This window comes from Natrononativus amylolyticus (assembly GCF_024362525.1).
GTDB classification, from domain to species: Archaea; Halobacteriota; Halobacteria; order Halobacteriales; family Natrialbaceae; genus Natrononativus; species Natrononativus amylolyticus.
The window spans coordinates 1,278,579-1,303,327 of record NZ_CP101458.1 but is presented as its reverse complement, the minus strand read 5'-3'; the positions used below and the strand labels follow the sequence as shown (position 1 = coordinate 1,303,327).

At 66.6% G+C, this 24,749-nt stretch carries 30 protein-coding genes and 2 tRNA genes; 20 read left to right on the top strand and 12 right to left on the bottom strand.

All coding sequences use genetic code 11. From position 1 onward, the window contains the following. Positions 1-25: 25 nt before the first annotated feature. Together NMQ11_RS06815 and NMQ11_RS06810 are read left to right on the top strand one after the other, a co-directional pair. Positions 26-1,903, top strand: a complete 1,878-nt coding sequence (locus tag NMQ11_RS06815) for a UvrD-helicase domain-containing protein (protein ID WP_255170655.1) — start codon at positions 26-28, stop codon at positions 1,901-1,903. Further along, a complete protein-coding gene (locus NMQ11_RS06810) occupies positions 1,900-3,015 on the top strand; it encodes a M24 family metallopeptidase (RefSeq protein WP_255170654.1) in 1,116 nt (371 codons plus the stop codon). The genes NMQ11_RS06815 and NMQ11_RS06810 overlap by 4 nt, the downstream gene beginning before the upstream one ends. Here NMQ11_RS06810 and NMQ11_RS06805 read toward each other — a convergent pair. After that, positions 3,012-3,257, bottom strand: a complete 246-nt coding sequence (locus NMQ11_RS06805) for a DUF7533 family protein (protein WP_255170653.1) — start codon at positions 3,255-3,257, stop codon at positions 3,012-3,014. The two genes, NMQ11_RS06810 and NMQ11_RS06805, sit on opposite strands and share 4 nt — an antisense overlap. Before the next feature lie 112 nt (positions 3,258-3,369). Here NMQ11_RS06805 and NMQ11_RS06800 point away from each other — a divergent pair, with 112 nt between their 5' ends. After that, a complete protein-coding gene (locus NMQ11_RS06800; RefSeq protein WP_255170652.1) occupies positions 3,370-4,032 on the top strand; it encodes a riboflavin synthase in 663 nt (220 codons plus the stop codon). Here the strand turns inward: NMQ11_RS06800 and NMQ11_RS06795 are convergent. Beyond that, positions 4,021-5,037 carry a PrsW family intramembrane metalloprotease gene (locus NMQ11_RS06795; RefSeq protein WP_255170651.1) on the bottom strand — a complete coding sequence of 339 codons (1,017 nt, stop codon included), beginning with the start codon at positions 5,035-5,037 and terminating at the stop codon, positions 4,021-4,023. The two genes, NMQ11_RS06800 and NMQ11_RS06795, sit on opposite strands and share 12 nt — an antisense overlap. A 127-nt stretch (positions 5,038-5,164) precedes the next feature. Here NMQ11_RS06795 and NMQ11_RS06790 point away from each other — a divergent pair, with 127 nt between their 5' ends. The 3 genes from NMQ11_RS06790 to NMQ11_RS06780 are packed head-to-tail and all read left to right on the top strand — an operon-like array spanning position 5,165 to position 7,242. Further along, complete coding sequence (locus NMQ11_RS06790; RefSeq protein ID WP_255170650.1) at positions 5,165-5,350, top strand: hypothetical protein; 186 nt, start codon at positions 5,165-5,167, stop codon at positions 5,348-5,350. A 48-nt stretch (positions 5,351-5,398) separates the two neighbouring features. Beyond that, complete coding sequence (locus NMQ11_RS06785; protein ID WP_255170649.1) at positions 5,399-5,776, top strand: DUF7532 family protein; 378 nt, start codon at positions 5,399-5,401, stop codon at positions 5,774-5,776. Continuing rightward, a complete protein-coding gene (locus NMQ11_RS06780; RefSeq protein WP_255170648.1) occupies positions 5,773-7,242 on the top strand; it encodes a ribonuclease FAU-1 family protein in 1,470 nt (489 codons plus the stop codon). Before NMQ11_RS06785 ends, NMQ11_RS06780 begins: the two co-directional genes overlap by 4 nt. Before the next feature lie 8 nt (positions 7,243-7,250). Here NMQ11_RS06780 and NMQ11_RS06775 read toward each other — a convergent pair whose 3' ends face one another. After that, on the bottom strand, positions 7,251-8,306 hold the full coding sequence (locus NMQ11_RS06775) for an aldo/keto reductase (protein WP_255170647.1): 1,056 nt from the start codon (positions 8,304-8,306) through the stop codon (positions 7,251-7,253). Positions 8,307-8,391: 85 nt separating this feature from the next. Here NMQ11_RS06775 and NMQ11_RS06770 point away from each other — a divergent pair, with 85 nt between their 5' ends. The 4 genes from NMQ11_RS06770 (at position 8,392) to NMQ11_RS06755 (ending at position 10,472) form a co-directional block, all read left to right on the top strand. After that, complete coding sequence (locus tag NMQ11_RS06770) at positions 8,392-8,628, top strand: hypothetical protein (protein WP_255170646.1); 237 nt, start codon at positions 8,392-8,394, stop codon at positions 8,626-8,628. Positions 8,629-8,715: 87 nt separating this feature from the next. After that, positions 8,716-9,615 (top strand): acyltransferase, encoded by a 900-nt coding sequence (locus NMQ11_RS06765; RefSeq protein ID WP_255170645.1) that lies wholly within the window; start codon positions 8,716-8,718, stop codon positions 9,613-9,615. A gap of 101 nt (positions 9,616-9,716) precedes the next feature. Beyond that, positions 9,717-10,046 carry a DUF7577 domain-containing protein gene (locus NMQ11_RS06760; RefSeq protein WP_255170644.1) on the top strand — a complete coding sequence of 110 codons (330 nt, stop codon included), beginning with the start codon at positions 9,717-9,719 and terminating at the stop codon, positions 10,044-10,046. A 99-nt stretch (positions 10,047-10,145) separates the two neighbouring features. Then, complete coding sequence (locus tag NMQ11_RS06755; RefSeq protein WP_255170643.1) at positions 10,146-10,472, top strand: HalOD1 output domain-containing protein; 327 nt, start codon at positions 10,146-10,148, stop codon at positions 10,470-10,472. Between the two features lie 90 nt (positions 10,473-10,562). Here the strand turns inward: NMQ11_RS06755 and NMQ11_RS06750 are convergent, their stop codons facing one another. Then, positions 10,563-11,294, bottom strand: coding sequence for a hypothetical protein (locus NMQ11_RS06750; RefSeq protein ID WP_255170642.1), 732 nt, complete (start codon positions 11,292-11,294; stop codon positions 10,563-10,565). 264 nt (positions 11,295-11,558) lie between these two features. On the opposite strand from NMQ11_RS06750, the gene NMQ11_RS06745 reads away from it, so the two are divergent. After that, positions 11,559-11,804 carry a PRC-barrel domain containing protein gene (locus NMQ11_RS06745; RefSeq protein ID WP_255170641.1) on the top strand — a complete coding sequence of 82 codons (246 nt, stop codon included), beginning with the start codon at positions 11,559-11,561 and terminating at the stop codon, positions 11,802-11,804. A gap of 9 nt (positions 11,805-11,813) precedes the next feature. On the opposite strand, the gene NMQ11_RS06740 is transcribed toward NMQ11_RS06745, so the two are convergent. The 4 genes from NMQ11_RS06740 to NMQ11_RS06730 form a co-directional block, all read right to left on the bottom strand. Beyond that, positions 11,814-12,884 carry a polysaccharide deacetylase family protein gene (locus tag NMQ11_RS06740; RefSeq protein WP_255170640.1) on the bottom strand — a complete coding sequence of 357 codons (1,071 nt, stop codon included), beginning with the start codon at positions 12,882-12,884 and terminating at the stop codon, positions 11,814-11,816. 120 nt (positions 12,885-13,004) lie between these two features. Continuing rightward, positions 13,005-14,171 (bottom strand): polysaccharide deacetylase family protein, encoded by a 1,167-nt coding sequence (locus NMQ11_RS06735; protein ID WP_255170639.1) that lies wholly within the window; start codon positions 14,169-14,171, stop codon positions 13,005-13,007. A gap of 529 nt (positions 14,172-14,700) precedes the next feature. Beyond that, positions 14,701-15,030 (bottom strand): homing endonuclease associated repeat-containing protein, encoded by a 330-nt coding sequence (locus NMQ11_RS20175; protein ID WP_425607704.1) that lies wholly within the window; start codon positions 15,028-15,030, stop codon positions 14,701-14,703. A 322-nt stretch (positions 15,031-15,352) separates the two neighbouring features. Further along, positions 15,353-15,423 (bottom strand) — tRNA-Gly (locus NMQ11_RS06730). 348 nt (positions 15,424-15,771) lie between these two features. On the opposite strand from NMQ11_RS06730, the gene NMQ11_RS06725 reads away from it, so the two are divergent. Then, entirely contained in the window at positions 15,772-16,566 is a 795-nt protein-coding gene (locus tag NMQ11_RS06725; protein ID WP_255170638.1) for an NAD+ synthase, read from the top strand. A gap of 7 nt (positions 16,567-16,573) precedes the next feature. On the opposite strand, the gene NMQ11_RS06720 is transcribed toward NMQ11_RS06725, so the two are convergent. Together NMQ11_RS06720 and NMQ11_RS06715 are read right to left on the bottom strand one after the other, a co-directional pair. Further along, positions 16,574-16,762: a LapA family protein gene (locus NMQ11_RS06720; protein WP_255170637.1), complete on the bottom strand. Its 189-nt coding sequence runs from the start codon at positions 16,760-16,762 to the stop codon at positions 16,574-16,576. Between the two features lie 69 nt (positions 16,763-16,831). Then, positions 16,832-17,530 carry an enoyl-CoA hydratase/isomerase family protein gene (locus NMQ11_RS06715; protein ID WP_255170636.1) on the bottom strand — a complete coding sequence of 233 codons (699 nt, stop codon included), beginning with the start codon at positions 17,528-17,530 and terminating at the stop codon, positions 16,832-16,834. 60 nt (positions 17,531-17,590) lie between these two features. Between NMQ11_RS06715 and NMQ11_RS06710 the strand changes: the two genes are divergently transcribed. The 4 genes from NMQ11_RS06710 (at position 17,591) to NMQ11_RS06695 (ending at position 19,350) form a co-directional block, all read left to right on the top strand. Further along, positions 17,591-18,286, top strand: coding sequence for a DUF7114 family protein (locus NMQ11_RS06710; protein ID WP_255170635.1), 696 nt, complete (start codon positions 17,591-17,593; stop codon positions 18,284-18,286). Between the two features lie 87 nt (positions 18,287-18,373). Continuing rightward, positions 18,374-18,445: transfer RNA gene (locus tag NMQ11_RS06705), tRNA-Thr, on the top strand. A 193-nt stretch (positions 18,446-18,638) separates the two neighbouring features. Next, complete coding sequence (locus NMQ11_RS06700; protein WP_255170917.1) at positions 18,639-18,848, top strand: hypothetical protein; 210 nt, start codon at positions 18,639-18,641, stop codon at positions 18,846-18,848. A 112-nt stretch (positions 18,849-18,960) separates the two neighbouring features. Beyond that, the gene (locus NMQ11_RS06695; RefSeq protein WP_255170634.1) at positions 18,961-19,350 is read left to right on the top strand and encodes a hypothetical protein; all 390 of its coding nucleotides are present in this window, start codon (positions 18,961-18,963) and stop codon (positions 19,348-19,350) included. A 12-nt stretch (positions 19,351-19,362) separates the two neighbouring features. Here NMQ11_RS06695 and NMQ11_RS06690 read toward each other — a convergent pair whose 3' ends face one another. After that, the gene (locus NMQ11_RS06690; protein ID WP_255170633.1) at positions 19,363-20,376 is read right to left on the bottom strand and encodes a PGF-CTERM sorting domain-containing protein; all 1,014 of its coding nucleotides are present in this window, start codon (positions 20,374-20,376) and stop codon (positions 19,363-19,365) included. 274 nt (positions 20,377-20,650) lie between these two features. Between NMQ11_RS06690 and NMQ11_RS06685 the strand changes: the two genes are divergently transcribed. Beyond that, positions 20,651-21,454 (top strand): YqcI/YcgG family protein, encoded by an 804-nt coding sequence (locus tag NMQ11_RS06685; protein WP_255170632.1) that lies wholly within the window; start codon positions 20,651-20,653, stop codon positions 21,452-21,454. Between the two features lie 27 nt (positions 21,455-21,481). Here NMQ11_RS06685 and fer read toward each other — a convergent pair whose 3' ends face one another. Beyond that, a complete protein-coding gene (gene fer, locus NMQ11_RS20095) occupies positions 21,482-22,123 on the bottom strand; it encodes a ferredoxin Fer (protein ID WP_303850076.1) in 642 nt (213 codons plus the stop codon). Positions 22,124-22,189: 66 nt separating this feature from the next. On the opposite strand from fer, the gene NMQ11_RS06670 reads away from it, so the two are divergent. From NMQ11_RS06670 to NMQ11_RS06660, 3 genes are all read left to right on the top strand, one after another. Further along, positions 22,190-22,582 (top strand): helix-turn-helix domain-containing protein, encoded by a 393-nt coding sequence (locus NMQ11_RS06670; protein ID WP_255170631.1) that lies wholly within the window; start codon positions 22,190-22,192, stop codon positions 22,580-22,582. Positions 22,583-22,801: 219 nt separating this feature from the next. Then, positions 22,802-23,110: a hypothetical protein gene (locus NMQ11_RS06665; RefSeq protein WP_255170630.1), complete on the top strand. Its 309-nt coding sequence runs from the start codon at positions 22,802-22,804 to the stop codon at positions 23,108-23,110. Positions 23,111-23,513: 403 nt separating this feature from the next. Then, positions 23,514-24,740 (top strand): ABC transporter substrate-binding protein, encoded by a 1,227-nt coding sequence (locus tag NMQ11_RS06660; RefSeq protein WP_255170629.1) that lies wholly within the window; start codon positions 23,514-23,516, stop codon positions 24,738-24,740. The last annotated feature ends 9 nt before the right edge of the window (positions 24,741-24,749 follow it).

The window sequence follows — 24,749 nt, the reverse complement described above, 5'->3', positions numbered from 1 at the left end:
CGTGTCGCGTCCCTGAACAGGGATAATGGCTACCACGGAGACGCAGGTGACCCGGTTGTTCGGTGGGCCGGGGAGCGGTAAGACGACGGCTCTTCTCGACCACGTCGAGGAAATTCTCGACCAGGACGACGTCACGTTCCGTGACATCCTCGTCGTCTCGTACACGCGGGCAGCGGCACAGGAGATCCGCGAACGACTCGCCGACCGGATCGACGAGAGCCCCCGGGCGCTCCAGGGCAACGTCTGTACGATGCACGCGAAGGCGTACGATCTGCTGGATCTCTCCCGCGGCGACGTCATCGGCGAGAAGGACAAAGAGGAGTTCTGCGACGAGTACGGCCTCGAGTTCGAGGACGAGTACAGCGGCGCGGGTCGACGAACCGCCCGCTCGACGACGATCGGAAACAAGATCATCGCCACGAGCCAGTGGCTCCAGCGGACCAACCGCGAGGTCGCCGACTGGTACGACGTCCCCTTCCAGTGGAACGAAGAGGAGGTCCGCCTCCCGCCCGAGATCGATCCGAACGCCCAGGAGGGCAACAAGTACACGCCGACGTGGCCGAGCGACGACGACCGGATCGACGTTCCCGAGTCGATCCGGGGCTGGCGGGCCTACAAGGGTCGCGAGGGGAAGATCGGCTTCGCGGACATGCTCGAGCGGGTCAAGCAGCGCTCGCTGCTCCCGAACGTCGACTACTTGGTGATCGACGAGTTCCAGGACATCACGACGCTGCAGTACGACGTCTACCAGGAGTGGAAACCCCACATGAAGCGGGTGCTGATCGCGGGCGACGACGACCAGGTCGTCTACTCCTGGCAGGGCGCGGATCCGAAACTCCTGCTGGACGAGGAGGTTGACGAGGACATCATCCTGCCGAACTCCTACCGGCTGCCCTCGAACGTGCTGAACGCGGTCAACCAGGAGATCCGCCACATCGACCAGCGCCAGGACAAGGACCTCAAACCCCGCAAGGAGGGCGGCACCGTCGAGGCCTACTCCGGGCCGTCGATGCTCGATCTGGTCCGGATGGTCCGGCGCACGCTGGTCGAGGACGACGGGACGATCATGCTGCTGTTCCGGGCGCGCTACCAGATGTTCCAGTTCATCGACGAGTTCATCACCGAAGGCGTCCCGTTCACCGCGCTCACCGACCAGCGGATGTGGACCGACCGGCTGACCCAGTACGTCCGCGCCGTCGAGGCCCTCGAGGAGGGCGAGGACGTCGACGGCCTGCAGGCCCGCCGGCTCGCCGACATGCTCATGGAGTCGGCGTTCGGCACGAACGACCGCAGCGACCTCTTCGATACGATCGACGATCTCCAGGAGGACGCCGGGGTCGACGACCTCGAGGAGCTCACCGTTCCCGCCGACGTCATCGACGATCACGTCCCGTTCATGCCGGGGCCGAATTCCGCCTCGGACATGGTCCGGAAGGTGACGAACTTCCAGAAGAAGAGCATCCAGGCGTACTTCGCCATCGGCGAGTACAAGCGAATGGATACCGACCGCGTCCGCGTCGGCACGATCCACTCCGCGAAGGGTCGCGAGGCCGACCACGTCTTCATGGCGACCGACCTCACCGAGAAGGTCGTCGAGCAGATGGTCGCCACCGTCGACGACCCGACCGACGTCCCCGGTTGTGAGGAGTTCACGAAGACGACGTCGCCGGTTCCCGTTCTCACCGACAACGAGCGGCGGGTCTTCTACGTGGGCATGTCCCGCGCCCGCGAACGGCTCGTCCTCCTCGAGAACGTCGTCGACGGCGCGCCCACGCTGCCGCTCGACGTCCTGCTCCACAACCGCCGAACCGACGACACCTTGGAGGAGCTACTCGAGCAGGCACAGGCGCCGACGCCGGTCCAAGACGAGCCCGAGACGGAGCCCGAAGCGGAAGCGCCGTGACCGGCGAGCGGGATCACGTTCGGCGGTCGCTCCGTGCGGCCCTCGAGTCCCGGGACGCCGATCTGTTCGTCCACGCCGGCCCCGCCTCCGAGCCGGCGATCCGGTACTGTCTCTCGGCGTCCCCGTCCCGTGGCGAGTACTACGCCGTCGCCTTCGACGGGAGCGAGTGGCACGTTCGCTCGAGCCCGATCGCGTCGGATCGCGTTCACCCGGTCGAGGGGCTCCTCGCGGACCTCGCCGGGCCGGCGGCCGCGCTGGCCCCGCGGACGATCCCCCACGACGCGGCGCTCTACCTCGAGCGGGCGGGGCTGTCGCTCGAATCGACCCACGCGCTCGAGCGGGCGCGGGCGAGGAAAACCGGCGCCGAGGTCGACCGACTCGAGGACGCCCAGGCCGCCGCCGCGGCGGGGATTCGGCGCGCTGCGGCCACCCTGACCGACGCCGAGCGGGCGACCGACGGGGCGCTAGCGGTCGGCGGCGAGGCGCTGACTCCGCGCCGACTTCGGCGCGAACTCGACTCGGGGATCGTCGCCGCCGGCGGGCTGCCGACGGGTGACACCCGGATCGCCGTCGGAATCGGCGAGCGACGCGACGACGCCGTCGCTGTCGAACCGATCTGGTCGGGCCAGCCGATCGTCCTCGAGACGACCGCCCGCGAGTCCGGCGGCTACCACGGCCACCTCGTCCGAACCGTCGTCGTCGACGGCGAGGGCGGCCCCGAACGCCGGGCCCACGTCGCGCTCACGAACGCGCTGCGGTCGGCCCACTCGCTGCTGACCGCGGAGGCAGCCTCTGTGGGAACCGTCGAAGCCGACCTCGAGGCAGAGATTCGGGCGTTCGGCTTCGACGAGGGGATCTCGACCCGCGTCGCCGGCATCGGCCTCGAGCCGGCCGAGCGGCCGGTCGGCGGAGAGTCGATCGAACGAGGAAGCGTGGTTCGACTCGAGGTCGGTCTCGAGGCTTCCGAGTACGAGGTCCGCCTCGCGGACGTGCTGGCGTGCGGGCCGGCGGCCGACGGCGAGGGTTCGGAGACGGGGGACGAGCCGCGAGAGCGCCCGCGCCGACTGGAGGGACTCTCGCGGTCGCTCGAGGCGACGGCGCTGGTCGGTTAGTCGGTTCGCTCGTCCGGCTCGTCGCTGGCCCCGCCGGCGACGCGTTTCGCCAGAACGCCGGGCAGGTCGCCCGGCAGCGTGAGGTACCGCTGGACGGCCACGAGCGCGACGGCGAGCACGAGCAGTATTCCGCCGGTGAGCGCCTCGCCGCGGACGAACAGGAACTCGAGGCCCGCCAGCGCGGCGGGGATCGCGAGCACGAGCACCCCCGCGAGTTTGACCGTGTCGATGATGCCTGCCATTGCTCGCCGTAGTCCCTACAACGGTAAAAACGCGGTGGCTCGGCCCGATACCGAACCTGGAACGCGTTTCGCCATCGGAACGGCTTTGCGTGTGACGGCCCGACCCTCGAGCATGTTCACGGGGATCGTCGAGGAGACGGGCGAGATCGTCGGCCGGTCGCGAACCGAGGACGGGCTGCGCCTCCGGATCGCAGCCGACGAGGTCGCGACGGGACTCGAGCACGGCCAGAGCATCAGCGTCAGCGGCGCCTGCCTCACCGTCGAGCGCTTCGAGGAGGGCGCGTGGTTCGAGGTGTTTCTCGCCAGCGAAACCGTCGAGCGCACCTACCTCGGGGAGCTCTCGGAGGGCGAGGCGGTCAACCTCGAGCGGGCGATGCCCGCCGACGGCCGCTTCGACGGCCACGTCGTCCAGGGCCACGTCGACGCGGTGGCGACGGTGAGCGGCATCGAATCGGTCGAAGAGGACTGGTTCTTCGAGTTCCAGCTTCCCGAGGGGTACGACCGTTACGTGGTCGAGAAGGGTTCGATCACGCTCGACGGCATCAGTCTCACGGTGGCCGACCTCGCCGAGGGCGGTGCGCCGCAGGCGCACCGAAACGACGGCGGTGACACCGCCGGAGCGGGCCGGGTAACGGTCGCCATCATCCCGACGACCTACGAGCTGACGACGCTCTCGGCAAAGGAGCCCGGCGATCCGGTCCACCTCGAGGTCGACGTGCTCGCGAAGTACGTCGAGCGGCTGCTCGAGGGCTACGTTCCCGACCTATCGCTGTGACGGCTCGAACTCCGTGAGTTCGGGCGCGTGGTCCGCCCCGTCGGCGTCGGCTCTGATCCGGCGGTAGGTCCGGCGGTACCGGGTGATCTTCCGGTAGAGGTAGTAGCCGATCGCGAGGTCGAACGCGATGACGTAGCCGACGAACGCGACGTCGCCGCTGATGGGGTAGGTCGCCGCGAGGTAGCCGGGGACGATCTGGACGGTGACGTTGTAGGTGCCGTGGACCACGGAGGCGATGAGCAACCCCTTGACGATCAGCGGGCCGGCGTACTGCGGGTTGAACTTCGCCAGCCCGAGGTAGTAGCCGGCGATCGCCGAGTAGATGACGTGGCCGGGACCGGCGAGCGCGCGCACCGTGGCGATGCCCGTCGCGGCGCTCAGCAGGCTCGCACCGGAGTCGACCTCCGCAACGTGGCTGGCGATGTACATCGCGTTCTCGATCGCCGCGAAGCCGAGCCCCGCGACGGCGCCGTAGACGGCGCCGTCGATGACGGCGTCGAACGTCTTGCTCCGGTAGGCGAGCACCCGGACCGCGAGGAGCTTCACCGTCTCCTCGACGGGGCCGACGATGAGGTAGAAGAACAGCGCGGCCCCGACGATCGTGGCCGTGTCGAACGCCAGCCCGCCGATCGTGTTGAGCACCGCCGCGAACGTCGCGAACAGCATCGCGAGCACGAACGTCGCCACGAGCAGCCCCAGCGGCTCGTTCGTCGTGATGTCGGCGTACCAGATGTAGCCCGCGAGCAACAGCGCGGGGACGATCGAGAGCGCGAAGAAGGCGCTGACGATCGGATCCTGGGCGACGACGAGCGCCGGCGAGAAGAACAGGTACACCGTGATCACGAGCGCGACGAGCAATACGATGACGTGCAAACCGGCGTTGATCCCCCAGTACAGCCCGTAGGAGAACCGGTCCACTACCGACCGCGGCTCCCACGTCGAGACGTCGTAGAGGTCGTCCGTCTCTTCGGCCGATCGTTCGATGGGATCGCGCCGGCGCGACATACCCGCCTCTACACCTTCCACTTTAGAAATAGATTCGGCGATACGAGGATCCTAGTATGGTATTTAATATCAACACATGTATAAGGGGGGAAGTTAAGGGTTCACAGTCTCGAGTCCGTGGCAAGCGATGTACAGCGCAAGCCGCGGCATCCTCTACTCGGCCCCGCCCGCCGAGGACGAGGAGACGACCGATCCGAAACGAACGGAGACACGAACAGACCTCGAACCGACGCCCGAAGAGCCCACCGTCGACGACACCACGCCCACCGATTCTCGGGCGAACTGGACCGGCTCCGTCCCCGCAGACGACTGACGTTCCGGACTCGGAATCCACAAAGGGATCGCTCGCCAAGCGACGCGTATGCACTTCGACCAGCGAACCCAGCAGGCACTCCGCGAGCAGGGACTCACGCTCGAGTCCCTGACGGCCGCCTCGGCGGCCGTCGTCGAGGCCGTCTCCGAGGACGCCGCGGCCCTCGAGGCCTTCTTCGACGACCACGACACCGTCTACTCCGACATGGCGATGGCCCACTCGAGCGCCGAGTTTCCGGAACACGCCGTCGAGTACGCCGACATCACGACCCACGGCGGCGAGATGCGCGGCTGGCTCCGCTTCGACACCTGGGGCGTGTACGTCGAGGACGGCCGGATCCTGGGCGAGGAGTACGTCGAACTGACGCTGGGGCCGACGATCCACGACCGGGTCCGCTTTGCGGCCGACCGGGAGACGCTTCGATGACGGCTGACGACGCCTCGACGGCTCCACCGGACGGGTCGACGCCCCCGGTTCGCGTTCGGGGAATCTACACGACGGCGATCACTCGGCTCCTGCGGGAGCGCGAGTTCGAGGTCGTTCAGGCGTCCGAGCCGATCCGGGACCGCTTCGACGCCGCGTTTCCATCCGAGCCGGCCGCCGTCGCCGTCGAGACCACCCGCGACCGTCAGGGCGTCGCCGTCTCGGGCGAGCCCGATGCAGTCGACGCGGTCGCAAGCGAACTCGAGGACCTCGCCATCGACACCTTCCGCTGGGAGGCCGTGGTTCCGAAGGGGGCCGTCTTCGACGGCGAAGTGATCGAGGTCGACGGCGGGAGCGGTGCGGTCGTCAACCTCGGCGACGACCGACGCGGCTATCTCAGGTACGAGGACGTCGACGGCTACGTCGACAGCGGCAACCGCTACCGGGTGCAGGTCCGCGAGCCAGCGCCGCCGTGGGACGACGACCGCCCGCTCGTCGCGCCGAACCTCGAGGTCGGCGGCGGACTCGTGACCCTCTCTCGAGCCCGCAGCGGCGTCTCCGCCGCCGTGTCGGGGGAACGGGGAACGGAACTCGTCGGCATGACCGACCTGCTCTCGGTCGACGTCCCCGACGGCTGGGGCGTTCGCTGGCAGCGCGCCGCCCGCGACGCGGATCTCGAGGCGATGGGCACGGCGCTCGAGCGGGCGAGCGAGCGCGCGCGGGCGATCGAGGACGACCTCGACGGCGTCGACGAATCCGAAGACCCCCGCCGACTCGCAGCGCCGGAGGCGACGGCGTGGCTCTGGTTCGGCCGCGAGTCCCGGTTCGCCCTCGACGACCTGCGGCGGGCGGTCGAGACGACCATCCCCGGCCACCACCGCACCAAGGCCGCCGACCGGGCCGCGAGCGCGGCGGTCGACTTCGCGGAGGCCGTCGTCGACCCGGCCGACGACGGGGACGATCGCGAGTTCCCGTTCGCCGCCGTCTCCCGCCAGTTCGGCCCCCAGCGCGGCGATCGGATCGCGCTCGGCCACGGGAAACCCGACGGCCGACTCATCACGCTGGGTCGCGGCGAGGTCACCGACTGGGATTCGGCGGGGAACGTCACCCTCGAGCGGTCGATGCGCGGCGGCGGGACGTACGACGCCCTCGAGGTCCCCAAAGAAGACGGCGACGTCGCGGTGACGAAGCTCCGCGAGGGCCGGTGGTGGTACCCCACCACGTACCGCGATTCCTCGGGTGAGACGAAGGGAACCTACGTCAACGTCTGTACGCCCGTCGAGCTGTTTCCCGACTGCGCCCGCTACGTCGATCTCTACGTCGACGTGATCCGGCGGCCCGACGGCTCGGTCGAAATCGTCGACCGGGACGAACTCGAGGAGGCCGTCGCCGACGGGTTGGTTTCGGAACCGCTCGCGGAGAAGGCTCGAGGGGTGGCGAACGCGGTCGAGCGGGCGCTCTCGAAGTAGTTACAGGATCAGTCGGCCGCCAGCTTATCCAGGCCGGCCGAGCGGATGTCCTCGCCGTCGACCGACGAGCGCAGACTGTCCATGCCGTCGTCGCGGTCGATGTCGAAGCCGCTGGCGTACAGTTCGGCCACGCGAGTCAGCTCTTCGTCCGTGAGCTTCGGAACGTCGCTCGCGGCCGCCCACTCGTCGATGTCGGCTCTCGTCCGGAACGTCGGCGTCACGCTCGCGACGGGCTCGTGACTCAGGAGCCAGGCGATGGAAGCCTGTCCCATCGTTCTTTCACCATCGCGTTCGAGGAAACGCAACGCCTCGAGCTTCTCCCAGCCCGTCTCGTACCACTCGTCGGGGCGGAAGCCGCGGTGGTCGCCCGCCTCGAGTTCGGTCTCGGGGGTGACCTGCTCGTTGAGAATGCCCGAGGAGTGAGGGACGCGAGGGATGAGGCTCGTGCTCGAATCCGTCCGGCCGATCGTCTCGAGGAAGTGGTTGCCGACCTCCTGCTCTAAGACGTTCCAGACCAGCTGGAGGGAGTCGAACTCTTCCTCGATGGCGAGGTCGCCCTCCGCGAGCCAGCCGATCGAGGGGCCGAGCGCGAGTCCGCGAGCGCGGATCAGCCCCTCCTCCTCGAGTTCGTCGAGGAGTTCGAGCACCTCCGGGGTGATCTCCTCGACGTTCGCGTTGTGGAGTTGGAGGACGTCGATCGTCTCGACGTCGAGGCGCTCTGTGCTCTTCTCGACGGCCTCGCGCAGGTAATCGGGGTCCATCTCCTTCGGGAGCTCGCCGTGGCCCGCCTGCGGGTTGTTGTAGAAGTCGTAGCCGACCTTGGTGGCGATCGTCACCTCCTCGCGGACCTCGGCGAGGGCCTGGCCGATGAGTTTCTCGCTGCGGCCGTGGCCGTAGACGTCGCCGGTGTCGAAGTAGGTGATCCCCTGGTCGACGGCGTACTGGATCATCTCGAGGGCGTCCTCTTCCGAGCGGTCGCCCCACCAGTCGGTGCCGACGACCCACGCGCCGAAGCCGACCTCGCTGACCTCGACCTCGGAGTCACCGAGTTGCTGGTACTGCATACTCGGTGGTTGGGAGCGAGGTGACTTAGGGCGTGCGGAACGGCTCCGAAGGGAGAGAACGGAAGACAGCGGTAATCGGACGGAGTTGCCGACAGAACTGTCTATACCACTGATAGACCGGGAACTCACGGACCGCCTCGAGCGCATCGAGACGCTGCTCGAGTACGTCCTCGTCCCCCTCGCTGTGATCCTCGTGATACTTATCAGTCCGCTCGTTCTCAGGTTCCCACCCGAGACGGTGTTCGTTGCCGTCCTCCTCGGGGTATTCGTTGCCGCCCTCTTCCGTCGAACCGCGTCGGTCGACGTCTTCACCCGTTCCTGACGAGGCATTCCGTTGCTCGTCGGTTGGATCCGGGCAAACGGAACGCACAACCGAACGCCTATGCCCGACGACGCAGTACGTCGGCGTATGACCAAGCGGTACGTCTCGCTGCCCGAGGACGCCGAGGCGGGAATGCGCGAGTTCGTCGAGGAGGTCGACCGGCGACTCGAGAGCGACGAGGACACGTGTTCGGTCGTCGAGGACGTCCTGATCGACCTCTCGGGCGACCGGGAGGCGTACGAGCAGTGGCGGTCGGGGGCGGACGTCTCGCCGGCGGAGCGGGTGCGACTGCAGAGCTACGATCCGTGTAACACCACCCTCGAGAGCGAGTACTACGCCGAGAAGGACGAGGAGGCGTTCCGGCGCTCGAAACACCTCCAGTGGCTCTGGCGGCAGTTCGACAGCCTGCCGATCGCCGACAACGTCGAGTTCGCGCTGCGGTTCCGGGCGATGCTCGCGGACCACCTCTTCGAAGACTGCGGGGAGAACTGCCGCTTTTTCAAGGGCGTGACGTTCACCTACGGACACAACATCACCGTCGGTGACAACACCGTGGTCCACGACGATGTCCACCTGGACGACCGGGGGAAGCTCACGATCGGCGATCGGGTGTCGATCTCGGACGGCGTCCACGTCTACAGCCACGACCACGACGTCGTCGACCAGACCGAGGTCAGAAACTACCACACGATCGTCGAGGACGACGTCCGCCTCACCTACGACTCGATGATCCGGGCGGGGAACCGGATCGGCGAGAACGCGATCGTCGGCGCCCGCGCGATCGTTCAGAACGACGTCCCCGCCCACCACATCGCCGTCGGCATGCCCGCAAAGAGCGTCAAGATCAAACCCGGCTGGGAGGACGTCGCGACCCCGCTCGAGGAGGCCGGCGAGAACCGCCAGGAGGAGCGCCACCTCGCCTACGAACTCGGCGACGGTCTCGAGGTCTTCGACGAGTTCGGACGGGAGCTGTCGCCGCCCCGGTGAGTTCCGCCCTCTCTCTTTCGTGTCGTTCTCGAGGTGCTGACGGTCAGCTCGCCCGATAGACCGGGGAATAACCAAGTGCTCTGAGACCGTATGTCACACCAATGGAGCTCTGGGGCTGGCTCATCGGCTACGTGGCGCTGTTCGCCCTCCTCCACCTGGTGCTGTACTACGTCTACGTCCGCCGCGAGAACAGCGACGGCGCGCCGGCCCCGTCGTTCGCCGACGGAAACCACTTCAGCTCCCACCCCTCCTCGGGCGCCGACGGCTACTCCGGCCCGCGAGACGGGCCCGAAGAGGACGACCCGTCGACGCTCGAGCGCACCCTCGAGTTCGACGGCGAGACGATCCGGTGTGTCCACTGCGGCGCGCGAAACGAGGCCGACCAGACGTTCACCTACTGCTGGAACTGTATCTCCTCGCTGCGCCAGTGATCGCCGCGACGGTCGCGCGACCGGTCGTCTCTCCTGAACGATCGTTCCGGGAACTAACGAGTACGCTTTTGACCCCGAGGCGGAAACGTAGCGCACTCTATGGACGACGACACCGCCGGCGATCCGCCGGGATCCGACGGCCCCGACGACCTCCGCGGCACTCGAGGCTGGTACGATCCGGCCGGAACGCCGTCGCCAAGCGCGACGATCGTCGCCCTGCTGGCCGGTCGGCCGGACGTCGACGCCGACTCCTGTTGGCACTCGCTGTACGACAGCATCGACCCCGAGGCGCTCGACGCGCTGTTCCGGCCGCGCTACGACGGAACCCCGCGCCGCGGCGGGACGGTCTCGTTCGTCGCCGTCGGGTACCGGGTCACCGTCTCCGCCGACGGGGGCGTTCGGATCGATCCCGCGGCCATCGACTGACACGGTCCGCTGTACCGATGTCCCGGCGCGCCCGCGGGGCGGTTCGTGGCTGCGTTGCAACTGGCGGACGGACATCCGTGGGGGGCCTTTTCACGAGGAGAGCGCCGTCTCGATCGCCTCGAGGTGGTCGACGCCGACGACGGCGACGACCGACCCCTGCCGCCGGGCGGCCTCGAGGCGGTCGATCATACATCGCTCTCTGGTCTCGTCGCGGTAGGCGACCGCGCTGGCGTCGGCGCCGCCGAGCAGGGCCTGGACGCCGGCGACGTGGGCCTGTTCGTGGGCCGCCTGGCGCTCCGGAGAGTCGGTGTGATCGCAGTCGTACTCGATCGGATCGTCGTAGGCGACGGTCATCGACGTCGCGTGGGTCAGCGTCGCCGCCAGCCGGCAGGTCACCGCCGTCCGCGTCGCGCTCCCGACGCTCGAGAGCACCCGACGGGCCGTCGAGGGTGCGACGCGCTCGCCGACGAGCCGGTGGACCAGCTGGCGGAGGAACGACCAGCTCGGTGCGTCGATCCCCCGGAGATCGACGCCGTCGGCCGCACGGATCGCCGCGGCCATCTCGCCGCCGAAGCGGGGTGCCGGCGACGGATCCCTGGCGTACATCCGGTACAGCGGGATCGCCGCCGGCGGCAACTCGAGGGCCAGCACGTCGGGTGAGGCGGCCTCGAGGACGAGTTCGACGCGGGCGATGCTTGCGGGGTGGTCGTGAACGACACCGAGGAGGGTCACGGCGCCGTCGTCGACGACGCGCCGGCAAAACTGGTCCGTGATGCGGGGATCGTCGAACGACGCGGCGAACGACACGGGTTCGTCGTCCATTGAATCATCTGGAAGTACGTGACTACCACCATAACCTTTCTGTTTCATAGAGTCAGTCTCTACTTACCCAAGGCGAGAGCCGGCCGGAACGGCCCGAAGCGGACCGTTTCACGCCAATCTCTCGTTACTCGTCGTTACAGGGCTGGAAACCCGAGGTGGGAGCGGAAAACGATTTCGGCGGTTTATGCTCGACTCCCGGGTACCCCCGTCCAGTCACACGTCCGCTCCGGAGCCACCGGCGTCCGTTCGAACCGACCCTTTCCCATGACCGACAGAATCCTCACCGAGGCTGACGAGGGAAAACGCGTGCTGAACGTCGACGGAACGGCCGTCGGCCGCATCGTGGAGGTGACGGATGGCCGCGGCTACGTCGTCGCGGATCCGACCGTCCTCGAGACGATCAAGGCGAGACTCGGCTGGGGTGACGTCACCGCCGAGGCGCATCCGCTCGACGAGGGGAGTATCGAGGAGATCACCGACGACGCGGTCAGACTCCGCGGAACGCTGTGAGTACCGCCGTCAGGGACGGTACCAGACGCGACCCGGGCCGGGGAACCGATCCCGATGGGGCATCCCGCGGACGGGACCTGTGAGCCTGCCGGTCGGCTGCGAGCGAGCCGAGGCCGCCGTCCCGCCGAAGCGTTCGGCGGCCTCCCGGAGGGTGAGGACCTCGAGGCCGCGGTCGTCGACCCACTGGAGGGTCTCGTAGATGCGGTCTTCAGTCACCTCCTCTTTGAAGGTGTGGGCGCCGATGACGCCGAGGGCGTCCCGTGCGGCGATCTCGTCGAGGTCAGCTTTGACGGCCTCGCGGGTGGTGAACTCGATGAAGTAGTCGCGGTTCGTCTCGTGAGGGTCGTAGTCGCCGGGATCGTTAATGGGCGAGCCGTGGTTGGCGTTGGCGTTGGTCTCGTAGTACTGGCGGACGAATTCGACGGTCCAGTCGTCGCAGCTGTCGTACGGACAGAGGATGCCGTCGACGTCGAAGCCGTAGGACTCGAGTTCGCGTCTGGATTCGAGGAGGAACTCCTCCATGTGGTCTGCGGGGTAGCGCTCGACGGTCTCCTCGGCGGCGAACGCCCGCTCGAGCGGCTCGTCGAGGTCGATGTACTGGCCGACGTCGTCGGTGCCGTAATCGACGACGGTGCGCCGGACGGTGTGATCGCCGTCGGTGATCTCGAGGTCCTTCCCGCGGTAGTACCCGTGGCGGTTCCGCTCGACGTGGATGCGGCGGTCGGACGGCTCGACGTCGGCCGTGAGCGCGAAAGTTCCCAGGGCGGTGTGTTCGGTGGTGTGTGAGAGGATCTCCCAGCCGGCGTCCTCGAGTTCGCGGAGGTGCTCGAGGTCCATCCAGTCGGTACCCATGAAGTTTTCGCGGCCGATCCACTCGGTGACGATGCCGGTGCTGGCGGGGGCGTCGAAGGCCTGGTGGGCGGGAAACGCCTGAGTGTAGTCTTCGATCGGGCCGTCGTCGTAGACGAACACCACGGCACCGGCCGACGAGTCGGCGCGTCCCTGCGCCGGCGTCGTCAGTGCGATCCCCCCTGCGCCGATCGCTGCGAGTACGTGTCGGCGAGATAGACTCGTTCCCATGACTATTGCATATGAAAGATTTTTACCAAATCATTTACTTATCGCCAATATAACGACCGATTGGCGTCGACGTAACCTCGCTTGTGGGTGGCTTAACCGCCCTGTTCCGGCCGTCCCCGCCTACCAGCGCCGGAACAGTCCCGAGTAGAATCGCATCGGCCAGGTCGCGACGTCGGCCGTACCGGTGAACCATCGCCAGCGGGGTGAAGAGCTCCGGGCCGACGGCAGCGCCGACTCCGATCGCGGGCTGGGGACGGCTCCGGGTCGCGAGGAGCCGATGGACCGTCGCTCTCGGCTCTCGTCGGCCTCGCTCTGCCCGCCGAAGCGTTCGGCGGCCTCCCGGAGGGTGAGGACCTCGAGGCCGCGGTCGTCGACCCACTGGAGGGTCTCGTAGATGCGGTCTTCAGTCACCTCCTCTTTGAAGGTGTGGGCGCCGATGACGCCGAGGGCGTCCCGTGCGGCGATCTCGTCGAGGTCGGCTTTGACGGCCTCGCGGGTGGTGAACTCGATGAAGTAGTCGCGGTTCGTCTCGTGAGGGTCGTAGTCGCCGGGATCGTTGACGGGCGAGCCGTGGTTGGCGTTGGCGTTGGTCTCGTAGTACTGGCGGACGAACTTCCGCGTCCAGTCGTCGCAGCTGTCGTACGGACAGAGGATGCCGTCGACGTCGAAGCCGTAGGACTCGAGTTCGCGTCTGGATTCGAGGAGGAACTCCTCCATGTGGTCTGCGGGGTAGCGCTCGACGGTCTCCTCGGCGGCGAACGCCCGCTCGAGCGGCTCGTCGAGGTCGATGTACTGGCCGACGTCGTCGGTGCCGTAGTCGACGACCGTGCGCCGGACGGTATGATCGCCGTCGGTGATCTCGAGGTCCTTCCCGCGGTAGTACCCGTGGCGGTTCCGCTCGACGTGGATGCGGCGGTCGGATGGCTCGACGTCGGCCGTGAGCGCGAAAGTTCCCAGGGCGGTGTGTTCGGTGGTGTGTGAGAGGATCTCCCAGCCGGCGTCCTCGAGTTCTCGGAGGTGCTCGAGGTCCATCCAGTCGGTGCCCATGAAGTCCTCGCGGCCGATCCACTCGGTGACGATGCCGGTGCTGGCGGGGGCGTCGAAGGCCTGGTGGGCGGGAAACGCCTGGGTGTAGTCTTCGATCGGGCCGTCGTCGTAGACGAACACCACGGCACCGTCGCTCTGTCGCGAACGAGCGGTTGCAGTGCCGACCGCGGGGAACGATGCTGCAGCCGTCGCGGCTCCGACGGTCGCGAGGAACCGACGGCGTGTCGAACAGCGTGTCATCTCAATCAAGACGATAGTCAGGATAGGATGACTGTATCCGTTCACCTGTCCTAATTGTGGCTATAAGTAATCGATATAACGTAAATATGTACTATTGGGAATAAAACTGGACGTCACCCTCGTTGCAGCGTCGTGTGCGGAGACGAAAACGACCGACCGTCCGTCGCCCTGGCTCGTCGCCGACGTCACCCCAAGACGATGACAATGCGCCGACCGGGAGTCGAACCCGGGCTATGAGCTTGGGAAACTCAGGTGCGCTCCGCGCTCAGCAATGCCTACGGCAACTCTGCCGTACCATAGACCGGAATTGAGCGCGTTCATTTTGTCCCCTATCCGTCCCTACGATTAACGAACTTCAAAACCCACGACGGATAGCCATGCGCTCATTGTTCTAACTATTACTCGAGCGTCACGTCAAAATCCTCCATGAGAATATGTAGCGCAAGGTATTGTCGCTTAGTCAGCGCTATGATATTGTCGGGAGTATTGAGCCACGGGATCGGCTTTTCGTGATGTATTTGCTTATCCTTCACTGCGTCCATACCGAACTCAACGACCGCAAGGAGCCGATGGACGCTAACTTCGTGTTGTTCCCCTTCGTACGTATGTACCACCGCTCATAGCCGCTTGAGTCCGGATAGAGCGGTACGTGGTCGTACGCTTCTCCCACTTGATCGTACGTCTCAATGTCTGCGGCCTTCTTCGCATCATTCCATCCACCTGCAATGTCGCAAATATGGGTCACGCACGGCGAAAAATCAAGCCCTCTATATTCTGCCTGAGTAGGAGATTTGCCTACCTCTCGAGTCGCCTCTCGAAGAGAAGCTATACAATCCGCTTCCGTGTAGACCGTTGCCATACTGGAGTCGTTTGTGACTATTTCCCAAATGTCCTCCGGACGTGAGTTTGTCTTCTCCCGAACAATCGGTCGTTCGTGAAGGCGGGGAGTGTGGCCGTGATCGACTCAACCCGGCTTGCGCGGCTCCCCGTTCCCGACTGAAAGCTCACTGCGGAACCCGATTCCGAAGGCGTTGACCGCAGTTGTGTCCCGAAGATACCACTCCACGGCGTTCTCTGAGGAAGTTCACTGCTCTTTGAGCAATTACGCAAGAAGGCGGGGGCGCATCACCGGAACGGCTCACGCTCCACACTGGCGCGCTCTCGAAGAACTGATCAAGAAGTGCGCGATCCGGGAGTCGAACCCGGATTAGTTGCGTGGGAGGCAACTGTCTTGCCATTAGACCAACCGCGCTCTCGGCAAAATTGCGTTTCCGTTGGACGGTGATAAGCGCTCCGCCTTAGTGATCAGCCCATACGATTGAGAGCCGTCTGACGCTCTCCTACAGGAACTTGATCGTATTTGGGAGCAGAGGCTTGTAAACTCAATTCGACCCTCCGTGAACCCCTTCGGAGAGGGTGGGAAGCTCATGTCCTGCCACTAGACCACCGGCGCTCACTTCGTTCGCACTCTATCTTTCCGCTGCCGGGACTTGAACGTAGCGCTCCGGCACGGCTCGAGGCCGCGCGGTAAACCCGACGAGCGTCCATTTTTTCGCCGCCGGGCGAGCCTATATGGAGATACCGGGTTTAGTGACCGACGATGCTCGATCTTCGCTTTTCGGACGCGGAACTCGACTTGCACCGCGAGCACATCACGGACTTCATCCGCGAGCGGACCGACGCCGCGGGCGCCGACGGCGCCGTTCTCGGCCTCTCCGGGGGGATCGACAGCACTCTCGTCGCTCATTTGGCCGTCGAAGCCCTCGGCGCCGAGAACGTCCGCGGCCTCGTCCTCCCGGCTCGAGTCAGCGCTGCGGCCAACATGAGCGACGCAGAACGCGTCGCCCGCCGCCTCGAGATGCCGTTCGACGTCATCGAGGTCGAACCGATGGTCGACGCGCTGCTCGAGGCCTACCCCGAAGCCGAAGGGGATCACCTCGCGGTCGGCAACGCCCGGGCGCGGGTTCGCGGCGTGCTCAACTACCTCGTCGCAAACCACGAGAGCCGCCTCGTGCTGGGAACTGGCAACCGCAGCGAGGCCGCCGTCGGCTACTTCACGAAGTACGGCGACGGCGCCGTCGACTGCCACCCGATCGGAAACCTCTACAAGCAGCAGGTCCGTCAGCTCGCCCGTCACGTGGGCGTTCCCGACGACCTCGTGGAGAAGACGCCGACGGCGGAACTCTGGGACGACCAGACCGACGAGACGGAGATGGGAATGGACTACGACACCCTCGATTCGGTCCTCGCGACCCACATCGACGGCCCGCTCTCGGTCGCCGCGACGTGCCGGTTGCTCGAGGTCGACGAGGAAACCGTAGCGGCCGTCCGCGGCATGTACGAGTCGAGCGCCCACAAGCGCGACGCTCCGCCGGAACCGGAGCCACTCTCCTGACCCAGCTTTAGCTTTCCTCGAGTCGCCGCTCCAGGGTGTCGATGCGGGACTCGAGCGCGTCGATATCCTCGCGACTGTCTTGCAGCCGCTCGGTGACGAGGTACAGCAGCCCGCCGATCGCGCCGAGACCGACCGGGACGGTAATCAGGAGTACGAGTAACGCTTCCATTCCACCGGGGAACCCTGGGAGAGGCATACCGTTCCCTACGTTATTGTAATATATGGATTTCGTGTTGACACGATTCGTGTTCTACGTCTCGGACAGCTACTCGCGCCGTGCAGCGACGTCGTCGGCGTGGGCCACGACCAACTCGGCGAACGCCTCGGCCTCGAGGCGCTCCTGGCTCTCCCGGTCGCGATCGTCGCGCAGCCGCCGTTTCAGTACCTCGAGCGCGTCCGTCGCGTTCCCGGCGATTTCCTCGGCGACGCGCCGTGGTTCGTCGACGATCCGCGAAACGAGCCCCATCCGACGCGCTTCTGCGGCGTCGACGACCCGCCCGGAGAGGGCGAACTCGAGGGCGTCACCCTCGCCGAGCACTCGCGGCAGCCGCACGGTCCCACCCCAGGCGCCGAACAGTCCGAACGTGACGCCGGGTTCGCCGAACGTCGAACGCGGCGTCGCGACGCGGACGTCACAGGCCAGCGCGAGCTCGAGGCCGCCGCCCCGTGCCGCCCCGTCGATCCCGGCGACGACGACGCCCGGATAGCGCTCGAGCGCCCGCGCGACCCGCTGTCCTCGCTTCGCGAACGCCGCCGCGCCGTCGGCGTCCAATCCGGCGACCTCGTCGAGGTCCGCGCCGGCACAGAAGGCGGGTCCGGTCCCCTCCAGCAGGAGAACCGGCTCGGTCGCCTTTTCGACGGCGGCCTCGAGCGCGCGCAGTCCGTCCGTCGTCAGCGCGTTTCTGGCCGCCGGCCGGTCGATCCTCAGCGTCCGGAGGTCCGCGCTCGCCTCCTGTTCGATCATGTCCCGAGTGCTCTCGGCGTTTCCAAAGGTCTTTGGCTCCCCCACCGTAACCGTCCATTGATGGACAGGGCCGACTGTTGTCGGCGCGCCGCCCGCGACGCCGTCGCGGACGTCGATCCGCCGCACCTGCACGACGTCATTACCGCTACCCTCGACGGCGCCTCGATGGCTCCCGGTGTACTCGTCCTCGAGAGTGCAGCAGCCGTCCGCGACGGTGAGAGCGCAACCGACGCCACCGGAGGCGATCTCGAGGGGATCGCCCACCACGCGGCGGGCGTTCAGCTGATTTACGAGGGGCTGCGCCTGACGCGGACGCTCTCTCACGACGAGCCGTGGGCCCGCGACGACGAGGCGGCAGCCGCCGACGCCGACCTCGAGATCCTCGCCGCGGACATCCTGGTCGCCCGTGGTTTCTACCTCCTCGCTCGAACCGACGCCGCCGGCAAGGCCGTCCGAACCGTCCAGGCGTTCGGTCGCGACCAGACGCTCCGCGAGCAACCCGACGCCGACCGCGCCGCGCTGGACGCGAACCTCGAGCGCGACGTCCTCGAACTCGCCGTCCTCGCCGGCACGGCCGCAGTCGGTTCGACGCCGACGCCCGCGCTGGTCGCGACGGCGAACGAGATCGCCGATGCCGTCGGCACCGGTTTTCCGCCCGCGTCTGAGTGTCTGCCCGCGCTCGAGCCGACCGACACGACCACGCCACCGGGTGATGGGATACCGACGGACAAGGCGACCTCGGCGACCGACCCGTAGATCGCAGACGGCGCCACGACACACCGGCCCACGCGCTGACGGGAATCGAAACCCATAAAGACAACTCGCGGCAATCACAGCATGCCTGCCTGGGTAGCTTAGCGGTAAAGCGCGTCCTTGGTAAGGACGAGAGCCCGGGTTCAAATCCCGGCCTAGGCTTTTGACACTTCGTTTCTCCTCCACGAGCGAGCGTCTGCGACGGCAACCCTGCCTGCCAACTTCAGGTTGATTCAACCGTGTCGAGGGGCGAGACGGTCGCGGTTCTCGGCACCCGGTTCGTCGGCGACCGCAGCAGTCGATTACGGGATGAGACCGTCCCCCGATTTCAACTGCCGGTTCTCGTACGCGGAGTATGGCTACCCTCCACCTCGAGGACCTCACCAAACGGTACGGCGAGGTCACAGCCAACGACGGGGTTACGTTCGAGGACGACGCCCTCGAGTTCGCGTACGTCGACTGGGCGGCCCTCGAGGAGGTACTCGGCGCGTCCGCCGACAAGCGCGAGATCGACGTCGACGAGGACCGCGTCACTGCGACGGCGACGTGGCGGGAACCGGAGTGATCGACTACCCGCCGGGACGACCCAGCGGCGAGTCAGGTGTCGCACAGCCGTCGCGGCGGCGTTTCGATAGGCAAGCAGAGGGAATACCTGCGCTGGCCGGCTACCATGTCACATGGTCGACGAAGACTACGAACTCGAGGAGGACATCGGTGAGGCGACGATCGTCTACGAAACCCCCGACGGGGAGACGGCGGAGAAGACGGTGCCAAACGAGCACGTCGCCTACTTCCAGGACCACTGGATCGTCAAGACCGGAACCGACGAGCAGGGTCGCGACATCGTCCGTCGCATCCCCGCCCAGCGGGTGTATCACGTCGAACGGACCGTCGACGAGTTCGCCGAGGAGGTCAAAACGCTGCTGGATCGCGTCGAGTCCGTCGCGAGCAGCATTCAGACGAAAATTCCGCTCGGCGGCGGCGGGCGAACGCCCGACCGGGAGGAGCCCCACCACATCGACATCTCGACCGGCGAGTCCGCGGATCGCGACGCCGGATCGGAGTAACCTCGAGCGGGCTCACCGGCGCGCTCGCAGGAGCGCGCCGCCGCCGAGTGCGACGAGCGCGAGGACGACGCCGAATCCTGGCGAGCGGTCGGCTCCCGAGCCGGTCGCGTCGTCCGCTCCGGCGTCGTCGCTCCGTACCTGCTCGTCGTCGCCGTCGCCGCTCTCGGTGTCGTCAGCTCCCGTTTCGTCGTCGGTTCCCGCCTCGTCGTCGCCTTCGGCGTCGTCGTCGGTCTCGGTCGTGTCGGGGTAGGCGTCCTCGGGTGGGTCGAGCTGGAGCACGATCACGACCTGTCCGTGTGAGCCGTCGGGGTGGTAGGTCCAGCCGCCGGCTTCCTCGTAGGGGACCGCGTCCGCGATCGGATCGACGTCGGTGTCCCACGCCTCGTTTTCCACCTGGATGTAGCCGACGACCTCGATCCAGTCGGCGTACTCGCCGTCGATCTCTACCTCGCCGTACTCGACGGTTTCGTCCTCGGGCAGGCCGTGGATCTCGATACAGTGAGAGTCGAGGTAGCCGTCGCCCTGCGGGAGATCCGACGTGGTACCGAACTGGTCGGCGTCCAGCGGCCGGTCGTAGTGTTCTGTGAGCGGGAACTCGACGACCATCGGATCGGCGTCGGGGTGCCACTCGAGGGAGTCGCCGGTCGGTACCGTCGCCGTCGTGTTCGGCACGCTCTCGCCGACCACGTGCTCTCCGGCCTCGTTCAGCAGGGTGACACAGATCTTCCCGGAGCCGTCCCCGAGGTACGGGCTCCGGTAGCGGTCGCGCGGATTGATGTAGCTGATCCAGTTGCCGTCCGGATCTTCGGCCTCGAAGTAGGTGTCGCCACGTTCGGGAACCGGCTCCACGTACTCGTCTTCGATCGTTACGTTCTGGTCGGCGACACTCGCGTACGTGGCGGGTGCGTCCAGCGTACTCGCCGCCGCGGGTCCCGCGAGGAACCCCGTCGCAGCGATGCTCGCGAGTACGAGGACGACCGCACCGGCCACCGCACGATACACCTCTGGCTCGTGTCTCTCGAACATGGATTCGTTTCCTGATGGCCGCGAACGCACGGCGTTCGTCGACCGGGCTCCGGCCCGGACCCCGTCGCGGTCGCGCAACCACTTGCTCGAGTCGACGACAGTCTCGTATGTAGATATGATTCGATTACCCGCCGGTAGGCAATCCGTACTGTCCGCCAAGCGAGGGTACCCAGTCGTTATCCCGCCCGGGCCGACGGCCGACGCGGCCCCACAATCGAGCGAAGCGCCCCGGTGAGGCGAAACACATAGTTCCGTCCAATTCCGACGCTGACCCATGAACGAACCCGGCGTCGAGGTGCTGATGGACCAGTCGACCATCGCCCGCCGCGTCGAATCCGGCGCCGTGCCGGCGTGGGTCGCCGACCACTACGAGAGCTTCACGGACGGACTCCTCGGAGAGCGGGCCGGGAGCCCGTTTCCCTGTCACTTCGGCGTCGAGTCGGTTCGAAGCGGCGACCCCCTCTACACCTGCTGTTCGTCGATGACCGACAGGGACGCGCTGTTCTCGCTCGGCGAGACGCTGCTCGAGTACCTCGAGACCTACCGCGACCACAGCGAGCGGGCCTCGCTGGTCACCTTCTTCAACCCACCCGCCCGTCCGCTCTCGGAGGCCGAGTACCACGAAGCGCTCTGGCACGTTCTTCAGGTCCTTCACGCCCACGATCCCGAGCCGTGGCCCGCCGACATCCCGACCGACCCCGACGACGCGCGCTGGGAGTTCTCCTTCGGCGGCGAGCCCATGTTTCCGACCTGTCGGGCGCCATTCTACGACGCCCGTAAGAGCCGGTACTGTCCCGTCGGCCTCGAGATCACCTTCCAGCCGCGGGCGCTGTTCGAGGGGATCACCGCGGACACCGCGGCCGGCCAGCGCGCCCGTCGACTCATCCAGGGGCGCCTCGAGGAGTACGACGGGGTCTGCCCGCACGCCGACCTGGGCGATTGGGGCGTCGAGGGCGACCGCGAGTGGCCCCAGTACATGCTGTCCTCCGACCCCGACCAGGCGCCGGAGACGTGTCCGATGCGCGTCTCTCGGACCCATCCGAAGGGGCCGGCCGTAATCGGTGACACTATCGGGTAGAACCGCCCGCCCCTCGAGTGTCCCGCCTCAGTCGAGTTGGGCCTGCTCGAACGGTCGGGGCGGCAGCCGGAGGTCGTCGAGCGACGGGAGGTGTTTGACGTTGAAGACGACCTTCATGTCGTCGGTCACCGGCGCGCCGACGCAGGAGAGCCGGATTCCGCGGTCGATCATCTCCTGGGGCAGCACGTGGTTGACCGGGGTCGTCAGGTCGCCCTCGACGACCGCCACCGCACAGTTCGCACACGCGCCCCCGCGACAGGCGAACGGCCAGGTGAACCCGTTCTTCTCGGCTGCCTCGAGCAGCGTCTCGTCGGGTTCGGCCCAGAGCCGTCCGTACTCCGACTGCGCGAGATTCGCCTCGGCCGCCTTCTCGAAGAGGTCGTCGTCCTCGAGCGTCCAGCCGTGGTCGTCGAGCACCTCGTAGTTGAGGTACTCGACTCGAGAGCCCGTCGGGCGGTCCTCCTGACGGGCTTCGGGTTCGACTTCCGTGCGGCCGCCGTCTTCGTACTCCTCGATGAGTTCGTCGTAGGCGGCTTTGACCGCCTGAAACGCCGTCGCAGACCCGCCCTGATCCGGATGCGTCTCCATCGCACGCCGTCTGTACGCCTGCTCGATCTCCGCTTTGTCCGCATCGGGGGCTATCCGTAGAACGTCGAACGGGGACTCCACACCTATCGCTAGCGAGGTCAGGCTAATAACGTTCTCCCAACCCTCAAGATCTGCTGCGGACGCGATATGCGGTGTGTTACCGGGGAACTTCGGTCAGCGGTCGCGGAGAGTGGAACCGGGCGGATTCTCGTCGAAGCGCCACAGACGGTCGATGCCCGCAAGGTCGTCGAGTTGGTTGAGGCGACGTTCTCGCAGGTGACGCTGCGCTCGAAGCGAGAACGCGATCGTCCGGTCCACACGGCCGACGAGTTCCGCGACGCCGTCGCCGAGCGGCTCTCGGAGAAGCAGCTGGCGGCGATCGAATCGGCGTACTTCTCGGGATACTACGACTGGCCCCGCGAGATCACAGCCGAAGAGCTCGCCGACTCGATCGGCATCTCCTCGTCGACGCTCCACCAACACCTTCGGAAAGGGACCTGGCAGCTCCTCTCGGCGTTCTTCACCGACCTGTCGGACTGACTCTTCTGACGGCGTGTGTCGGCTACCTGCCGGGGATGTATCTCGGTGTGCACTTTTTACGAGCCGGGCCGTCCTAAAGAGCCAATGGACGTAGGCCCTCCCAGATCACTCACATAGGGGGCCGCTCTCGACGGTGGGACGAGAAAGTACGACCACTGGTGACGTATGACGCAGTTCGTCACTCTCCGTACCCGGGAGTCGAACGTCCGTATACCCCGTGTGGTCGTAAGTGGCATCCGGGGCGACGACACGACAGAATACGATTATGACTTCGCACATCAATCACTCCTGCTGTTCGTCGCGGGTTACGCGATTCTGTTCGTCGGCTCCGGGGCAGACGCACCCGCAGCCGAGACCCAGCCCGATCCGGAGAGTCCGATACACGAACACGGGCCGCTCGTCATCGAACGTAACGGGTCCGTCGTCAACCTCTCGGGCCCCGAGTACGTCGAGCACGACGACTGCTTCCACTTCCACGACGCCGGCGCCGGCAACAACGTTCGCGTCGTCGCGGAGACCGCCGACTAACGGGTGCCCGTAGACGGCTCGCTCCGCCCTCGTCGACCCGGATCAATGAGTTCACCGACTCTCGGATCGCTCATCTCACCGGACCTCGGATCGGTCGCCTCCCGCCGAACCTCGAGTCGAAACCGATGGGGGCCGCTCGAGCGACCGGATATCCACGGTCTCGTGGGCGTCAATGAGAAATTGAGCGACTCTCGAACCGTATCGGAGAAGGAACAAAGGCTTCCGCTCGAGCGCATCGGTGGTGACCGATACGACGGCGGGGTCGACCGGCGACTCCCCGTAGCATCGGCGAGCACGACCGTTTCGTCAATAACGTATTGTCATATCAGAATCCGCGACCATCCTCTCACTACTGTCGTTACGGTGAACGGAGCTTTTCGTCGGCGACGACCAACGGAGGTCGATGTCTCGAATCAGCAGACGCAGTGTACTGGCGGGAATTGGCGGCGCGGGGGCGGTCTCCGTGCTGGGCGGTCTCGGTGCGGCACAGGACGGGCGTGAGATCCTTCTGGGGATCCTCCAGCCCGAATCCGGCGATCTCGGCGAACTCGGCGGGCCGATCGCCGACGGCGCCCAGCTCCCCGCGATACAGCTGGCCGACGCTGGCAGCGAGTTCGACGTCCAGACCCAACGCGAGGACTCACAGACGCTCTCGGAGGCGGGGATCAGCGCCGCGCAGTCGATCGTCGACGCCGGCTTCCCGATGATCACCGGCGCCGCGGCGTCGGACGTGACGATCCCGGTCGCCCAGGAGGTCGCGATTCCGAATCAGGTAGTCCTCTGCTCGCCGGCGAGTACGAGCCCGGATATTACCGACCTCGACGACGACGGGTTCGTCTTCCGAACCGCCCCGAGCGACGCGCTTCAAGGCGGCGTCATCGCGGAACTCGCCTTCACGGAACGGGAGTGGGACAACGGAGCGATACTCGCGCTGAACGACGCCTACGGACAGGCGCTCGCGGGCGTATTCGAGGAGAGTTTCGAGGAACTCGGCGGCGAGGTGACGGCCAACGAAGCGTTCGAACCGGAGCAGCCGTCGTACACCTCGATCCTCGAGAGCGCGCTCGCGGACGATCCCGAGTTCCTGCTCGTGATCGCGTTCCCGGTCAGCGGCGTCCAGATCTTCCGGGACTTCTACACGGATTTCGACCCCGACCTGCCCGTCATCGTCACCGACGGGCTGATCGACGACGACCTCCCGGTGGACGTCGACAACCCGATGGACAACGTGCTGGGCACCGCGCCGGCCGCCGAAGGTCCCGACGTGGACACCTTCAACGAACTGTACGACGACGAGTACGGCAGGTCTCCCGGCGTCTTCAACGCTCACGCCTACGACGCGAGCGCCGTCATGATCCTGGCGAACGCCCGGGTGGGAGACAACGACGGCCCCGCCATCCGCGACGAGATGCGGGCGGTCGCCAACCCGAACGGCGAGGCGGTCGGGCCGTCGAACTTCCCCGAGGCGGTCGAACTCGCCGCCGCCGGCGAGGAGATCACCTATCAGGGCGCTTCGAGTACGGTCGAGTTCGACGACAACGGCGACCCGGTCTCGTTCACCTACGACATCTACGAGTTCGGCGACTTCGAATTCGACGTGGTGGACCAGATCGAATTCGAGGAGGAGTAAACCGACGAA

Excerpts from the sequence above, each read along its gene's own strand:
- NMQ11_RS06815 (WP_255170655.1), top strand. The coding sequence starts at position 26 with ATGGCTACCACGGAGACGCAGGTGACCCGGTTGTTCGGTGGGCCGGGG.
- NMQ11_RS06805 (WP_255170653.1), bottom strand. The coding sequence starts at position 3,257 with ATGGCAGGCATCATCGACACGGTCAAACTCGCGGGGGTGCTCGTGCTC.
- NMQ11_RS06800 (WP_255170652.1), top strand. The coding sequence starts at position 3,370 with ATGTTCACGGGGATCGTCGAGGAGACGGGCGAGATCGTCGGCCGGTCG.
- NMQ11_RS06795 (WP_255170651.1), bottom strand. The coding sequence starts at position 5,037 with ATGTCGCGCCGGCGCGATCCCATCGAACGATCGGCCGAAGAGACGGAC.
- NMQ11_RS06790 (WP_255170650.1), top strand. The coding sequence starts at position 5,165 with ATGTACAGCGCAAGCCGCGGCATCCTCTACTCGGCCCCGCCCGCCGAG.
- NMQ11_RS06785 (WP_255170649.1), top strand. The coding sequence starts at position 5,399 with ATGCACTTCGACCAGCGAACCCAGCAGGCACTCCGCGAGCAGGGACTC.
- NMQ11_RS06780 (WP_255170648.1), top strand. The coding sequence starts at position 5,773 with ATGACGGCTGACGACGCCTCGACGGCTCCACCGGACGGGTCGACGCCC.
- NMQ11_RS06775 (WP_255170647.1), bottom strand. The coding sequence starts at position 8,306 with ATGCAGTACCAGCAACTCGGTGACTCCGAGGTCGAGGTCAGCGAGGTC.
- NMQ11_RS06765 (WP_255170645.1), top strand. The coding sequence starts at position 8,716 with ATGACCAAGCGGTACGTCTCGCTGCCCGAGGACGCCGAGGCGGGAATG.
- NMQ11_RS06760 (WP_255170644.1), top strand. The coding sequence starts at position 9,717 with ATGGAGCTCTGGGGCTGGCTCATCGGCTACGTGGCGCTGTTCGCCCTC.
- NMQ11_RS06755 (WP_255170643.1), top strand. The coding sequence starts at position 10,146 with ATGGACGACGACACCGCCGGCGATCCGCCGGGATCCGACGGCCCCGAC.
- NMQ11_RS06750 (WP_255170642.1), bottom strand. The coding sequence starts at position 11,294 with ATGGACGACGAACCCGTGTCGTTCGCCGCGTCGTTCGACGATCCCCGC.
- NMQ11_RS06745 (WP_255170641.1), top strand. The coding sequence starts at position 11,559 with ATGACCGACAGAATCCTCACCGAGGCTGACGAGGGAAAACGCGTGCTG.
- NMQ11_RS06740 (WP_255170640.1), bottom strand. The coding sequence starts at position 12,884 with ATGGGAACGAGTCTATCTCGCCGACACGTACTCGCAGCGATCGGCGCA.
- NMQ11_RS06735 (WP_255170639.1), bottom strand. The coding sequence starts at position 14,171 with ATGACACGCTGTTCGACACGCCGTCGGTTCCTCGCGACCGTCGGAGCC.
- NMQ11_RS20175 (WP_425607704.1), bottom strand. The coding sequence starts at position 15,030 with ATGGCAACGGTCTACACGGAAGCGGATTGTATAGCTTCTCTTCGAGAG.
- NMQ11_RS06725 (WP_255170638.1), top strand. The coding sequence starts at position 15,772 with ATGCTCGATCTTCGCTTTTCGGACGCGGAACTCGACTTGCACCGCGAG.
- NMQ11_RS06720 (WP_255170637.1), bottom strand. The coding sequence starts at position 16,762 with ATGCCTCTCCCAGGGTTCCCCGGTGGAATGGAAGCGTTACTCGTACTC.
- NMQ11_RS06715 (WP_255170636.1), bottom strand. The coding sequence starts at position 17,530 with ATGATCGAACAGGAGGCGAGCGCGGACCTCCGGACGCTGAGGATCGAC.
- NMQ11_RS06710 (WP_255170635.1), top strand. The coding sequence starts at position 17,591 with ATGGACAGGGCCGACTGTTGTCGGCGCGCCGCCCGCGACGCCGTCGCG.
- NMQ11_RS06700 (WP_255170917.1), top strand. The coding sequence starts at position 18,639 with ATGGCTACCCTCCACCTCGAGGACCTCACCAAACGGTACGGCGAGGTC.
- NMQ11_RS06695 (WP_255170634.1), top strand. The coding sequence starts at position 18,961 with ATGGTCGACGAAGACTACGAACTCGAGGAGGACATCGGTGAGGCGACG.
- NMQ11_RS06690 (WP_255170633.1), bottom strand. The coding sequence starts at position 20,376 with ATGTTCGAGAGACACGAGCCAGAGGTGTATCGTGCGGTGGCCGGTGCG.
- NMQ11_RS06685 (WP_255170632.1), top strand. The coding sequence starts at position 20,651 with ATGAACGAACCCGGCGTCGAGGTGCTGATGGACCAGTCGACCATCGCC.
- NMQ11_RS06670 (WP_255170631.1), top strand. The coding sequence starts at position 22,190 with ATGCGGTGTGTTACCGGGGAACTTCGGTCAGCGGTCGCGGAGAGTGGA.
- NMQ11_RS06660 (WP_255170629.1), top strand. The coding sequence starts at position 23,514 with ATGTCTCGAATCAGCAGACGCAGTGTACTGGCGGGAATTGGCGGCGCG.